The 14,975-nt window shown below is 29.6% G+C and carries 11 protein-coding genes; 8 read left to right on the top strand and 3 right to left on the bottom strand.

Annotated elements, in window-relative coordinates:
• Positions 1-84 precede the first annotated feature (84 nt).
• Entirely contained in the window at positions 85-1,188 is a 1,104-nt protein-coding gene (gene dprA / locus HKP59_RS09905) for a DNA-processing protein DprA (protein ID WP_291806324.1), read from the top strand.
• Here dprA and HKP59_RS09900 read toward each other — a convergent pair.
• From HKP59_RS09900 to mfd, 3 genes are read right to left on the bottom strand one after another with little or no spacing between them, the layout of a single operon-like run.
• Positions 1,185-1,553, bottom strand: coding sequence for a hypothetical protein (locus tag HKP59_RS09900; RefSeq protein WP_291806321.1), 369 nt, complete (start codon positions 1,551-1,553; stop codon positions 1,185-1,187). The two genes, dprA and HKP59_RS09900, sit on opposite strands and share 4 nt — an antisense overlap.
• Before the next feature lies 1 nt (position 1,554).
• Positions 1,555-2,415, bottom strand: a complete 861-nt coding sequence (locus tag HKP59_RS09895; protein ID WP_291806318.1) for a DMT family transporter — start codon at positions 2,413-2,415, stop codon at positions 1,555-1,557.
• A gap of 3 nt (positions 2,416-2,418) precedes the next feature.
• Positions 2,419-5,781 (bottom strand): transcription-repair coupling factor, encoded by a 3,363-nt coding sequence (gene mfd / locus HKP59_RS09890; RefSeq protein ID WP_291806315.1) that lies wholly within the window; start codon positions 5,779-5,781, stop codon positions 2,419-2,421.
• Positions 5,782-5,880: 99 nt separating this feature from the next.
• Between mfd and HKP59_RS09885 the strand changes: the two genes are divergently transcribed.
• The 7 genes from HKP59_RS09885 to HKP59_RS09855 all read left to right on the top strand — a co-directional run bounded on the left by HKP59_RS09885 (position 5,881) and on the right by HKP59_RS09855 (position 14,972).
• Positions 5,881-6,321: a TerB family tellurite resistance protein gene (locus HKP59_RS09885; protein ID WP_291806312.1), complete on the top strand. Its 441-nt coding sequence runs from the start codon at positions 5,881-5,883 to the stop codon at positions 6,319-6,321.
• Between the two features lie 63 nt (positions 6,322-6,384).
• Positions 6,385-6,819: a TerB family tellurite resistance protein gene (locus HKP59_RS09880; protein WP_291806309.1), complete on the top strand. Its 435-nt coding sequence runs from the start codon at positions 6,385-6,387 to the stop codon at positions 6,817-6,819.
• A gap of 107 nt (positions 6,820-6,926) precedes the next feature.
• On the top strand, positions 6,927-7,553 hold the full coding sequence (locus HKP59_RS09875; protein WP_291806304.1) for an outer membrane beta-barrel protein: 627 nt from the start codon (positions 6,927-6,929) through the stop codon (positions 7,551-7,553).
• Positions 7,554-7,608: 55 nt separating this feature from the next.
• Entirely contained in the window at positions 7,609-10,782 is a 3,174-nt protein-coding gene (locus HKP59_RS09870; RefSeq protein WP_291806300.1) for an exodeoxyribonuclease V subunit beta, read from the top strand.
• A gap of 31 nt (positions 10,783-10,813) precedes the next feature.
• Positions 10,814-12,007: a glycine C-acetyltransferase gene (gene kbl / locus HKP59_RS09865; protein WP_291806296.1), complete on the top strand. Its 1,194-nt coding sequence runs from the start codon at positions 10,814-10,816 to the stop codon at positions 12,005-12,007.
• 114 nt (positions 12,008-12,121) lie between these two features.
• The gene (locus tag HKP59_RS09860; RefSeq protein ID WP_291806294.1) at positions 12,122-13,429 is read left to right on the top strand and encodes an OmpA family protein; all 1,308 of its coding nucleotides are present in this window, start codon (positions 12,122-12,124) and stop codon (positions 13,427-13,429) included.
• Positions 13,430-13,607: 178 nt separating this feature from the next.
• Positions 13,608-14,972, top strand: a complete 1,365-nt coding sequence (locus HKP59_RS09855; protein ID WP_291806291.1) for an OmpA family protein — start codon at positions 13,608-13,610, stop codon at positions 14,970-14,972.
• Positions 14,973-14,975: the final 3 nt, after the last annotated feature.

Here is a 14,975-nt window from a genome sequence, read left to right as displayed (position 1 = left end):
AGAAAAAAGCATACTTAAAATTCGAGTTATTGGTAATTTTTATTAACAATAATTTTATATATTGACAATCAAATTGTTAAAAACATGCTAGAAGAAGAATTACTTTATGTATTGGCGTTACAACGCGCAAAAGGTATTGGAGATATTAATGCTAAAAAGCTAATTGCTCACTGTGGAAGTGCAAAAAACGTGCTTACTGAAAAAAGAAAAAACATTGAAAAAATAAATGGAATTGGTTCTTTTTTACTTAATAATTTATTTGATGTTACCAACTTAAAAGCAGCAGAAACTGAGTTAAAATACATTCAGGAGAATTCAATTGAAACCGTGTATTTTAGAGATGCTAATTATCCAGAAAGATTAAAGCACTGTGTAGATGCGCCTATTTTATTTTTTAAAGAAGGAAATATTAATTTAAAAAGGCAGCCAATAATAAGCATAGTTGGAACCCGTAAAATAACGAGTTATGGACGTGATTTTTGCGAAAAACTAATTTCAGATTTAGCGCTATACAATCCAATTATTGTAAGTGGTTTTGCCTATGGTGTTGATATTTGTGCTCATAGAGCTGCTATAAAAAATGACCTACAAACTATTGGTGTTTTGGCTCATGGGTTTGAAGAAATATATCCAAAATCTCACAAAAAATATGTTTCTGAAGTCAATAAAAATGGCGGATTTATTACTGATTTTTGGCATAATGATGAACTTCAACGAGAAAACTTTTTAAAACGAAATAGAATAGTTGCAGGTATTTCTGAAGCAACAATTATTATAGAATCAGCTGAAAAAGGAGGCTCATTGGTTACTGCTGACATCGCAAATTCATATAGTAGAGATGTGTTTGCAGTTCCTGGTAGAAGTACTGATGTTTATAGCAAAGGTTGTAATGAGTTAATTAAACGAAACCAAGCTGCAATTTTAACCTCGGCCAAAGATTTAATCGAAAATTTAAATTGGGAATTAGAGGAAATAAAATCTAATCCAATTCAAAAACAACTATTTGTTGAACTATCAGAAATTGAACAATTAGTATATGATTTTCTACTTGAAAACGGAAAAGAACTATTAGATTTAATTTCTTTGAATTGCAAGTTGCCAATTCACCAAACCACAACTATTTTATTTAATTTGGAAATGAAAGGTGTTGTAAAACCATTACCAGGAAAATTATTTGAAGCAGTTTAAAAATTTCTTTCAATACCAGCTACCCATTCATCTAAAAACTCATCAATTTCTTCAATAAACTCAGTTGGTTTTTGCGTTCTGTTTATGGTACAGTGAATTATAATTTTAGTTCTTTCAGGAGGAAAGCCAGTTGTAATTGTCCAAGATAGCGCATTAGGGCAATTTAATAAGGTAAAACGTATTCCGCCATTAATTTTATCAAAACTAATTTCAAATTCTCCCCAAAGTGTAGCTCCTTTAAAGTTATTATTACTTTTTTCAAGGAAAAACATAGACTCAGTAAACTTTTCTAAATCTTTCGGATTAATTTTCTCTTGAATAAATTCTTCAGTGGTTTGTTTATCAATAATTCTAAAAAACTCCATATTATATTTTTTTTGATTGAATACTTTCAAAAATTACTGTTAAAAGTATTAAAAAACCACCAATTAAAGTTTTGGACGCAGGTATTTCACTTAAAACTAAAAATCCGAAAATGATACCATAAATGGGTTGAATACTACTCATGATACTTGCTGTGCTAATTGAGAAATTTTTAAAACTCATTACAAAAAGAGTATGACCAATTGAAGTTGTAACTAAAGCTAAAACAACTAATGCTGGGATATCATTTGCAATGGGGTTTACATCAAAAATAAAAAAAGCTGGCCATAAAATTAAAGTCACCGTTAGCATTTGGTAAAACATAAGCATAGAACCATTATAATTTGCAACTTTCTTTTTTAATAAAATATTTCTTAATGCATAAAAAACAGATGAAATTACACCAAAAATCACACCGAGTGTATAGTTGTTTTTGAGGTTAAATTCTGGTGTTAAAAAGTAGATTCCAATTAATACTAAGATGCCTAAAAATACGTGCTTATTATTTAATTTGGTTTTAAAAAAAATAGGTTCTAAAAGAGCAGTAATTACTGGATATGTAAATAACGAAAGCATTCCAATGGCAACGTTTGATAATTGCAACGCATAAAAATAGGTGATCCAATGAATTCCAAAAAACAAACCACTAAGCAAAATTGTTTTCCAATCTTTTTTGTTTGTTACTTTTAAATCAATCTTTTTGTGCCAAATAAATAGTCCTAAAAAAAGGGCAGCAAGCAAACATCTAAACCAAATTGTAATTGGAGGAGGCATTGAAATATATCTTCCTAAAATCCCCGAAGTACTTATTAAAAGTACAGCAATATTTAGTTCTAAAATGTTTTTTAGGTGCTGATTTTTCAAGTGTTATATTTTTTGAAGCGTTTCTAATGCTTTTTTAACTGAATTAATTTTGATAAAAGTTACTAATAAACGCAACCCGCTTTTGGTTTGTTTTTCTTTCATAACACAAATGGTTCCATTTTGTTGAACAAATTGTAAAACTCTTGTAAAAGTAGGTGTATGATAAAATGAACTTTGCTGATTTGATACGAAATAACCAATCATTCTTTGTTTTTTCAAAATCAAGCGCTCTAGTCCTAAACTTTTTGCAACCCATTTAATGCGAACACTATTTAATAAATCTTCAACTTGGAAAGGAATTTCTCCAAAACGATCTATTAACTCTAACTCAAATTTTTGTAATTCATCTTCATTTTTTAGGTCGCTTAATTGATTATACAAATTTAATCGTTCAGAAATTACATTGATATAGTCATCAGGAAATAAAATTTCAAAATCAGTATCAATTTGAATATCTTTTACATACTCTTTTGGTTCATCTGAATCAGTCTTATACAATTCTTTAAATTCATTTTCTTTTAATTCTTCAATCGTTTCATTTAAAATTTTCTGATAGGTTTCAAAGCCAATATCATTAATAAAACCACTTTGCTCACCACCCAATAGATCACCCGCACCACGAATTTCAAGATCTTTCATAGCAATATTAATTCCACTTCCTAATTCAGTAAACATTGAAATGGCTTCAATTCGTTTTCTGGCATCATCAGTCATCATATGATATGGTGGAGTTATAAAATAACTAAACGCTTTTTTATTTGAACGCCCAACTCTACCGCGCATTTGATGTAAATCTGACAATCCAAAATTATTCGCATTGTTTATAAAAATAGTATTGGCATTTGGTACATCTAAACCACTTTCTACAATAGTAGTTGACACCAATACATCAAATTCATTATTTATAAAAGACAGCATTAATTGCTCTAGTTTTTTACCTTCCATTTGTCCGTGGCCAATCCCAATTTTTGCATCAGGAACTAATCGTTGAAGCATCCCGGCAACTTCTTTAATATTTTCAATTCTGTTATGAATAAAAAATACTTGTCCACCTCGTTGAATTTCATACCGAAGTGCATCTCTTATTGTTTCTTCTGAAAAACGAATGATATGACTTTCAATTGGTACACGATTTGGAGGAGGCGTGTTAATAATTGATAAATCACGAGCAGCCATTAATGAAAATTGTAATGTTCTTGGAATTGGAGTAGCGGTAAGTGTTAACGTATCAATAGTTTCTTTTATGGTTTTTAATTTGTCTTTAACGGCGACACCAAATTTTTGCTCTTCATCCACAATTAACAACCCTAAATCTTTATATTTAATACTTGAATTTGTGAGTTGATGCGTTCCAATAACAATATCTACAGAACCATTTGCTAATCCTTCTAAAACTCCTTTTCGTTGTTTGGCGGTTCTAAATCTGTTGAGGTAATCTACAGTTACAGGAAAATCTTTTAAACGCTCGCTAAATGTTTTAAAATGTTGAAAAGCTAAAATTGTGGTTGGTACCAAAATAGCAACTTGCTTTCCATTATCAACTGCTTTAAATGCAGCTCTAATGGCAATTTCAGTTTTTCCAAAACCAACATCTCCACAAACCAATCTATCCATTGGTTGTTCTTTTTCCATATCTGCTTTTACATCTTGTGTAGATGCAGATTGATCTGGTGTGTCTTCGTACAAAAAACTAGCTTCTAATTCGTGTTGTAAGTAACTATCAGCATTGTATTGAAAACCTTTTTGCATTTTTCGTTTTGCATATAATTCAATTAAATTAAATGCAATATGTTTAATGCGAGATTTGGTTTTTTGTTTTAATTTTTTCCAAGCACCCGAACCTAATTTATAAAGTTTAGGAGCTTTTCCATCCTTCCCTGTATATTTTGAAATTTTGTGAAGTGAATGAATGCTGATATATAAAATATCACGATCGCCATAAATTAATTTAATAGCTTCTTGTTTTTTACCTTCAACATCAATCTTTTGTAAGCCTCCAAATTTCCCAATACCGTGATCTATATGTGTTACAAAATCACCTATTTCTAAATTAGTAAGTTCTTTTAAGGTAATTGATTGTTTTTTAGCGTACCCGTTTTTTAATCTAAATTTATGGTAACGTTCAAAAATTTGGTGATCGGTATAACAAACTAATTTATTTTCAATATCAATAAAACCTTGATATAATGGAAAAACAATTGTTTTATATTCAATTTCAGCATCAATGTCTTTAAAAATATCATGGAAACGATCTGCTTGTTTTTGCGAATCGCAGAACAAATAATTTTTAAACCCATTTTCAGTATTTTTATGAAAATCCTCCATTAACAATTCAAACTGCTTATTAAATGAAGGTTGAGGCTTTGTGTTGAATGACACAACATCATGCTGAATTTGATTCAGCATTTTTTCATTAGATTCTGAAAGTTGTGCATTAACAATCTCACCAAAAGTAAACTCTTTTAATTGTTTTTTTATAAAGTCACCATTGCAAAATAGTTCATTTGGTTTTCCATGATTTATGGCTGATGACAGTTTTGTGAACGCTTCTTCAGCTTTTAAAAAAAGTTGATCTAATTTATGGGTAAGTAGTTCAACATTTTTAGAAAAAACAATTGTTTTGGATGAGATATATGTTAAAAAACTTTCTCGTTTTTCATCTAATGTTTTGTTTTCAACATTAGGCATTACACTAATTTTAGTTAGTTTTTCGGTAGATAATTGAGTTTCGACATCAAAAGTTCGAATGCTATCTACTTCATCACCAAAAAATTCTATTCTGTAAGGCTCATCATGTGAAAATGAAAATACATCAATAATTCCACCTCTAACTGAAAATTCACCAGGTTCAGTAACAAAATCAACTCTATTAAAATTGTATTCGAATAACACTTCGTTCACAAAATCTAGACTTAAATTATCATTTAAACTTATTTTTAGTGTATTTCTGTTTAATTCAGCCTTCGTAACAACCTGTTCAAAAAGCGCTTCGGTGTAGGTTACTATTATTGCTGGTTTTTTTCGAGAATTAATACGGTTTAATACTTCAGAACGCAATAAAACATTGGCATTGTCAGTTTCTTCAATTTGATAAGGCCTTCTGTAGGATCCTGGATAAAAAAGTACATCTTTTTCATTTAAAAGTTGCTCTAAATCGTTCAAATAATAGGCAGCTTCTTCTTTATCATTAAAGATTAAAAGAAATGGTTTTTCAGCTTTTTTAAAGCTTTCAGAAATAATAAAAGACAACGAAGACCCAACCAAATTCGTAAGTTGAAAATGGTGACTTTGTTTTGATAATTGTTGAACTAACTGTTTCTTTTGAACAATTTGTTCGAAAGTTTTAATAATATGTTGTTTGCTCAAAAGTTGCAAATTTTGCCAAAGGTAGCATTTTATCAAAAAAATAGAAATATTAAGTCATAAATCCTTAAATTTATAAGAGAGAATTTAAAAACATGAATTATGTCTATTTCAGATTTATATCCAACAGGATTGCACGAACGAAATATTGGCCATTTCGCTACTATTGTTAAATTAGCATTGTTAGACAATAAAATTAGTGATAAAGAGCATAAATTATTAAAACGATTGGCAGCTAGACTTGATATTACATCGGTTGAATTTGAGCGTATTTTAAAAAACCCATCAAATTATCCAGCTACTTCTCCAATAAGTTATGATGACCGTTTAGTTTGCTTATATGACTTAACAAAAATGCTTTTTTTAGATAGAAACCCCACTATAGATAAAACCTCTATGATGGATAGAATTGCTGTCGGTTTAGGTTTCCCTCTTGATAACGCAAGAGAAATTGTAAAAGAAGCAATAAAATTCTTTTTGAAAGAGCCTGATATTGAAGATTTTAAATCAGCCATAAAAAAAGTAAACCCAATAAATCATTAATCTAACATTTTAAATATCAATTGTTTTGATGATTTTTTTATATTTGCTTTAAAAAGTTAATAAATGGCATTATCAGACTATAATTTAAGTGGTGATCAAAATAGAAATATTGAACATTTTTCAAGTATTGTGATGTTGGCTTTGGCTGATAATATAATTACAGAAGAAGAGGAGACATTATTGAAAAGGTTAGCTAAACATTTTCATATTTTAGATGAAAAATATAATGAAATAGTTGAAAACCCATCAGAGTATCCTATCCACACACCAAACGAGTACGATAAGCGTATAGAACGTTTATACGATTTGGGGAAAATGATTTATGCAGATGAAGAAGTGTCAGGAGTCGAAGCAAAAGTTTTAACAAAAATATGTGTAGGCTTAGGTTTTCCTCTAGATAATGTTGAAAAAGTAGCTGATGAAACAATTCATTTAATATTAAATAACAATAACCTTGAAGATTTTACGAAAGCAATAAAATATGTAAATAGAATTTAGAATTTCTTCTATTTTTTATTATTGAAGCAGTATTTTATTATCTTTAGCAAAATTTATATCCGTAATTTACGTTTATGGTTGTTAATAACAAAACCCCCAAGAAAACTATGAATTTTAGAGTATATAGAAAAATAGTATATCTTTTTGTATTATTATTTTTAATAAATCATGCAGTTTATTCTCAAGATGAAGATGATAAATGGGTAGTTGGAATTGGAGTGAATGCAGTAGATATTAGAACACCTGATGGTTTTGTTGGGTTTACAAAAGACTACTTTAATGGGGATATAGAAGATTTAAATATGAATGGAGGCTTTATTCGAGTTTTTGTTGGAAGACATATAAAAAACGATATAAGTATTCTAGTTTCAGCTTCTGGCAATACAGTAAAAAAAGGATTTGGATATAGCACAAAAGAAGATTTAATAGATGACTCATTTTTTGCAATGGATGCAAAACTGAGATACGATTTAAATAGATTGATAGGTGATAATCCTTGGTTTGACCCATATGTTTTAGTTGGAGGAGGTTATTCTAAAATAGGTGAAACAAGTAATTTTAATATAGCGGCAGGCTGGGGATGTAATTTTTGGTTCTCTGGCGTTGTTGGTGTGAATATTCAATCAGATTATAACCACAATCCACAATCCACTGCAACAGATTACTTTCAGCATAGTATTGGGGTAGTTTTTAAATTAAATAGCACTTCAAAATTTAAATGGAGAGGTAGATAATAAAAATTATTTAGTACTTTAATAATTTACTAACTTGCATTATTAATTTCTATGAATGCAAAAATCAACAATATCTTTTCAAGTTTATAATGCATCTGCGGGTAGCGGAAAAACCTTTACATTGGTAAAAGAATATTTAAAAATTCTTCTATCAAGTTCTAATTGTTATAAGTTTCAACAAATTTTAGCAGTTACTTTTACTAATAAAGCAGCTGGCGAAATGAAAGGTCGTGTTATTGAAAATTTGAAATTATTTTCAGAAGAAAAATCTAATGATATGCTTTCGTTAATTTGTGTAGAGTCAAATTTAACTGAAGAAACTGTTTTTAATAGATCAAAACTGATTTTGAATGCTATTTTACAAAATTATTCGGCATTTAGTATTACTACCATTGATAGCTTTACACACAAATTAATTAGAACTTTTGCATATGATTTGAAACTTCCTATGAATTTTGAAGTAGAAATGGATGCAGAAAGTTTATTAAATGAAGCGGTAGACATTGTTATTTCTAAAATTGGAGAGGATAGAGAATTAACCGATTTATTGGTGAGTTATTCGATACAAAGACTTGATGATGATAAAGCTTGGGATATTTCAAGAGAATTAAAAGATTTTGCCAAAGTTATTTTAAATGAAAATAATACCAGCTATTTAAAAGAATTAAGCAATGTATCAATGTTAGAATTTAAATTGCTTAAAGCAAAACTTCAAAAAGAAAATAAAGAAATTGAAACTAAATTATTGGAAATTGGAAATATTGGTTTAAAAATTATTAAGGAAAGTGGGGTTCAAATCACTGAGTTTGCAAACTCAGGTGAACTTCCAAATCATTTTGTAAAACTTACTAAAATTAAACGATTAAAGGTCGATGATTTAAAATTTGAGGGTAGGTTAAATAAAGTTATCGAAGAAAATAAAAATTTATTTGCTGGCAAATGTACAAATAGCTCAAAACGAATTATTGAAAGTATTGCAACCGATTTAAAAGATTTGTATTACAAATCAAAAAGAGTATATATTGATACTTACAAAAATTATATATTAAATGGTTTAATTATTGAAAGTCTGATTCCTTTAGCGGTTCTTAATTTTATAAATAGCTCATTAGATGATATTAAAAGTGAAAATAATATTTTATTGAATGCAGAATTTAATCAAAAAATAAATGATACTATTAAAAATGAACCAGCACCCTTTATTTACGAGCGTATTGGTGAAAAATTCAGGTATTATTTTATTGACGAAATGCAAGATACTTCAGAGTTGCAATGGAAAAATTTGATTCCGTTAATTGATAATGTGGTTACTTCAGAGAACGAATATGGAGAACGAGGAAAACTATTGCTAGTTGGTGATGCAAAACAATCCATTTATCGTTGGCGAGGAGGAAAGGCAGAACAATTTATTTCACTTTCTTCTAAAGAAAATGAACAAAAAAACAACCCTTTTTACATTGAAAAAAACGTAGCTAACTTAGAAACAAATTACCGTAGTTTTTCAGAAATAATAGATTTCAATAACTCGTTTTTTAAACATATTTCAAAATTTTTGAACAATGAGAGTTTTAAGAAGTTATTTTTGGAGGGTAATAACCAAAAATCAACAAGTAAGCAAGGAGGTTTTGTGCAATTATCCTTTGTGGAAAAGGAAAAGGATGATGAAGAACGAGCGTTAGTTTACCCCAAAAAAGTGTTAGATATTATTAAAAATTTAGATACTGCATTTCAAAATAATGATGTATGTGTTTTAGTTAGAACTAGAAAACAGGGAGTTGCAGTTGCGAAATATTTGTCTGAAAACGGAATTGAAATTATTTCTTCAGAAACATTACTTTTAAGTAATAGTTCAAAGGTTAATTTTATAATTAACTTATTAAATGTTTTGCAAAATCCACTAAATAAGGAGTTTAAAATAAAAGTACTATATTTTTTATATGAAAAATTACAAATTCAAGAACTAAGGCATTCATTTTTTATTAAATTTATTGATTTGGATAACTTAAACTTTTTTGAAGAATTGAAAAGTTTAAATATCTTTTTTAATTATAATGAATTTATTCAATGTCCGTTTTACGAAAGTATAGAGTATGTGATTAGAAGTTTTCACCTAATTTCTGAATCAGATTCTAATATTCAATTTTTTTTAGACGTCATTTTTGAATTTCAGCAAAAGAAAGAAGTTTCACTTTCGACTTTTTTAGAGTTTTGGGAACTGAAAAAAGATAAATTAAGTATTGTAGCACCTGAAGCTAAAAATGCAGTTAGAATCATGACAATACATAAGGCCAAAGGCTTGGAATTTCCAGTAGTAATTTATCCGTATTCAACATATATTTATAATCAAATAAACCCAAAAGCTTGGTATAACTATAATCAAACAAGCACCATAAAATCTATATTAGTGAACTATGGTAGTAAATTGAAATATACAGGAACTCAAGGTGAGCAATTATATAATGTGCGAAGAGATGAGTTGGAATTAGATAATTTCAATGTTTTATATGTAGCACTTACTAGGGCGGTTGAGCAATTATATATTGTTTCAGAAAAAAATATTTCTAAAACCAATCAAGAAAATTTAAGTCATACTTCAGGTTTATTTATTAATTATTTGAAGGAATTAAATCTTTGGAATGATGAAAATACAACATATGAATTTGGTGATAAAACACCAAATTACGTTAGATTAGTTGACGAAAATACCATAAGTAACCAACAAAGTTTTATTACTAATTCGTGGAAGAATCACAACATTTCAATTGTTGCAAGTTCATCATTACTCTGGGATACAGAGCAGGGTAAATCTATTATTTATGGTAATTTGATTCATGAGATTTTATCAAAAATTGTTAGTAAGGAAGATATTTCAACTATTGTAAATCAATATATTTTTGAGGGAACAATAAATGAACTTCAAAAAAAAGAAATTACAACTATTTTATTAGAAGTTGTAAATCACCACCAATTGGAGCAATATTTTGAAAAATCTATTCAAGTTTTTACTGAGCAAGAAATAGTTACTTCGGATAAACATATTCTAATTCCTGACAGACTGGTTTTAAAAGAAAATAAAATAACAATTATTGATTATAAAACAGGAAAGTCAGATAAAAAATATCATAGACAAGTTGAGAATTACGCTAGAACATTAATGAACTTGGGCTATGTGATAGAAAAAAAATTATTGGTATATATAAATAATAAAATACTAGTAGAAGAAATTTAATTACTATAATTTTGTAAAAAATACAATAACAATGTACGGCAAAATACAACAACATTTACAACAAGAAATAAAGGAAATTAAAGAGGCTGGTTTATTTAAATCAGAACGTATTATCACTACATCACAAGATGCTGTAATTAAAATTAGTACAGGTGAAGAAGTAATAAATTTTTGCGCTAATAATTATTTGGGACTTTCAAATAATAAGGAAATAATTAAAGCTGCAAAAGATACGTTAGACTCTCACGGTTTTGGAATGTCATCCGTTCGTTTTATATGTGGGACTCAGGATATTCATAAAAAATTAGAAGATAAAATAGCAGAGTTTTATCAAACTGAAGATACAATTTTATATGCAGCGGCATTTGACGCAAACGGAGGTGTTTTCGAACCTCTTCTTTCAAATGAAGACGCCATAATTTCAGATTCGTTAAATCACGCCTCAATTATTGATGGAGTTCGTTTATGTAAAGCAGCAAGGTATAGATATGAAAACAATAACATGACTTCATTAGAAGATCAACTTATTGCTGCCAATAAAAAAGAGCATCGGTTTAAAATAATAGTTACTGATGGTGTTTTTTCAATGGATGGTATTGTAGCAAGTTTAGATAAAATTTGTGATTTAGCTGATAAATATGACGCACTTGTTATGGTAGATGAATGTCACGCGGCAGGTTTTATTGGAAAAACCGGAAGAGGTACTTTAGAGTTAAAAAATGTAATGGGTAGAGTTGATATTGTAACTGGAACTCTTGGAAAAGCTCTAGGCGGCGCTATGGGTGGTTATACAACTGGTAAAAAGGAAATTATTGAATTGTTAAGACAAAGGTCAAGACCTTATTTATTTTCAAATTCTTTAGCACCAGCAATTGTTGGGGCATCATTAAAAGTGTTTGAATTAATTTCTAATGACACTTCTTTAAGAGATAAGCTAGAATGGAATACAAACTATTTTAAAGAAGGTATGATAAATGCTGGTTTTGATATTGTTAAAGGAAATTCAGCTATAGTTCCTGTGATGCTTTACGACGCAAAATTATCTCAAGACATGGCAAATATGCTTTTAGAAGAAGGAATCTATGTAATAGGGTTCTTTTTTCCAGTAGTACCAAAAGAAAAAGCTAGAATTAGAGTTCAATTATCTGCTGCACATGACAAAGAACATTTAGATAAAGCTATAAATGCATTTATAAAGGTTGGAAAAAAATTGAATATCGTATAGAAAATCAGTAAAAAAACACAATATTTCATATTATTTTGTATTTTTGTCATTAAGCTTAAGATAAATCGGCTTACTAAAAAAAAAATAAAGAACATTAAATTTAAATTTTTGAAAATGAAACACTTAAAAATTGCCGTACTGGCTTTGTTGCTAATTGTATCCTATAGTAACGTTAATGCACAGGATGAAGGAAATCCTTGGATGACAACTTTTGGAGCAAATTACATTGATATTAAAGATGGAGATACAGGAACATTTCTTCCATATGCTTCATTAGGAAGATATCTTGGAAAAGGTTTTAGCTTAGAGCTAGCCGCTTCAGGTAATAGAGTTGATAGACCTTGGGGTACAGGTGCTGAAGCTACATTTTTTGCAGTAGATATGAATGTAAGATATGATTTAAATAAGGTATTTGGAGATACAAAATGGTTTGATCCATTTTTATACACAGGTATAGGCCAAAATTTCTTAGCAAATGAAGACGGATTAGGATTTAAATTGGGAGCAGGATTTAATACTTGGTTTAATAACAATGTAGGACTAACTCTTAGAAGTGAATATAGAAAAGTAAATACTCCAATAGATTTTGAAATGTTTCAACATTCACTTGGTCTAGCGTTTAGATTTGGTAATTCTGATACTGATGGTGATGGTATTAGAGATAGAGATGATGCTTGTCCTAGAGATGCTGGTCCAGCGGAGTTGAATGGTTGTCCAGATACTGATGCTGACGATGACGGTGTTGAAGATTGTTGTGATGAATGTAGAGATGTAGCTGGTTTAGCTGAATTTAATGGTTGTCCTGATACCGATGGTGATGGTGTAGAAGACAGAGAAGATGCTTGTCCTGAAATTCCAGGTCTAATGGAATTGAATGGTTGTCCAGATAAAGACGGTGATGGTGTTACAGATGCAGAAGATAAATGTCCAGATGTTTTTGGACCAGAGCCAAATAGTGGTTGTCCTTACATTGATAATGATGGGGATGGAGTAATTGATATCTTAGATAAATGTATTACTGTACCAGGGCCTGCTTCAAACGAAGGTTGCCCAGAAAATTTCCTTGATCAAGAAACAGTTGACTTAGCTGCTAAAGGAATTAATTTTGACACAGGTAAATACTCGTTCAGACCTGGTGTAACAGAAATTTTAGACAATGTAGCTGTTCTTTTAAACCAAGATTATGCATTACAGTTTAGATTTGCAGTTGATGGTCATACTGATAGTACTGGTTCAGAAGCTCTAAATATGACATTGTCAAATAATAGAGCAAATGCAGTAAAAGAATATTTAATTAGTAAAGGTGTTGATGCAAGCAGATTAGTAACAAAAGGTTATGGAGAATCAAAGCCTATTGATACAAACGCTACAAATGCAGGGAGATTAAATAACAGAAGGGTTGAAATTAAAGAAATGAAATAATTTCATTTAATAATAATAAAAAAAAGCCAACTTTTTTAAGTTGGCTTTTTTTTTATTAATTCTATAATTAAAAGAGGTAAGAATAAAATATAATAAATATAAGATAATTTTGTATTTTTGCAGAAATGTTTAAGCTAGTAATGCTTAAAATAATAAAAAGAAATTTAAATTTTATAAAATGAAACATTTAAAAGTAGCCTTAATGGCTTTATTATTAATTGCAGGTTTTAACAATGTAAATGCACAAGATGAAAACAATACTTGGGCAATTGGAATTGCTACAAATGCTGTAGATTTTTATCCAACTAACGCTGGTTTAGCAGGTCATGGAGCTTGGTTTGACGAGTTTGTGAATGTTGGAGATCATTATAATATTCTTCCAAATATAAGTAAACTTACAGTGAGCAAATATTTAGTTGATGGTTTTAGTTTTGAAGTAGGAGGATCTATCAATCAAATAACTAAAGTTGGAGATAATACTGCAAGTGATTTAACGTATTATGCTTTAGATGGAGCCTTAAGATTAGACCTTAACAATGCGTTTGGAGATACAGGAGCTTTTAATCCTTATGCTTCTGTTGGTGGAGGTTACACTTGGTTGGATGATTTTGGAACTGCTACTTTTAACGCAGGTTTAGGTATTAATTACTGGTTTTCTGAACAAGTTGGTTTAAACCTAGAATCAAAATATAAGCATTCTTTCGAAAGTAACATTGTACAACATTTTCAACACTCTTTAGGTTTAGTTGTTAAGTTTGGAGGAATTGATTCAGACGGTGATGGTGTTTATGATAATTTTGATGCTTGTCCTGAAGTATTTGGTTTAGCTGAATACAACGGATGTCCAGACTCAGATAGTGATGGAATTATTGATTCAAAAGATAATTGTCCTAATGTTGCTGGTTTAGCAACTTTAAACGGTTGTCCTGATGCTGATGAAGATGGAATTACAGATGCTGACGATGCTTGCCCTAATGCTAAAGGAACGAAAGCAAATAAAGGTTGCCCTGATACTGATGGCGATGGTGTTGTAGATAAAAATGATGGTTGCCCACAAGTAGCAGGTCCATCTGCAAATAAAGGTTGCCCTTGGCCAGATACTGATGGTGATGGAGTTTTAGATAAAGATGACAATTGTGTTAATGAAGCAGGACCTGCTTCTAACAGTGGTTGTCCAGAGATTTCAAAAGCTGAAGTTGCAAAATTAGAAGAGTTATTCAAAACTGTTTATTTCGATTCAGGGAAAAATACATTTAAGTCAGAAACAATTTCTAAATTAGATGAAGCAGCTTCAATAATGGCAAAATTTACAACAGCTAAATTTAGTATTTCAGGTCATACTGATAGTACTGGAAGTAAATCAAGAAACCAAGAATTATCTGAAAGCAGAGCTAATGCAGTAAAAGATTATTTAGTTTCTAAAGGAGTTTCTTCTAGTAATTTAACCGCTAAAGGATTTGGTCCAAACATGCCAATTGCTTCAAACAATACAAGATCTGGTAGATCTCAAAACAGAAGAGTTGAAGTAAAATTAATGAACTAATAA

The organism is Lutibacter sp. (genome assembly GCF_013041805.1).
GTDB lineage: Bacteria > Bacteroidota > Bacteroidia > Flavobacteriales > Flavobacteriaceae > Lutibacter.
The sequence above is the reverse complement of the archived record's forward strand: the minus strand, read 5'-3'. Positions and strand labels throughout refer to the sequence as shown.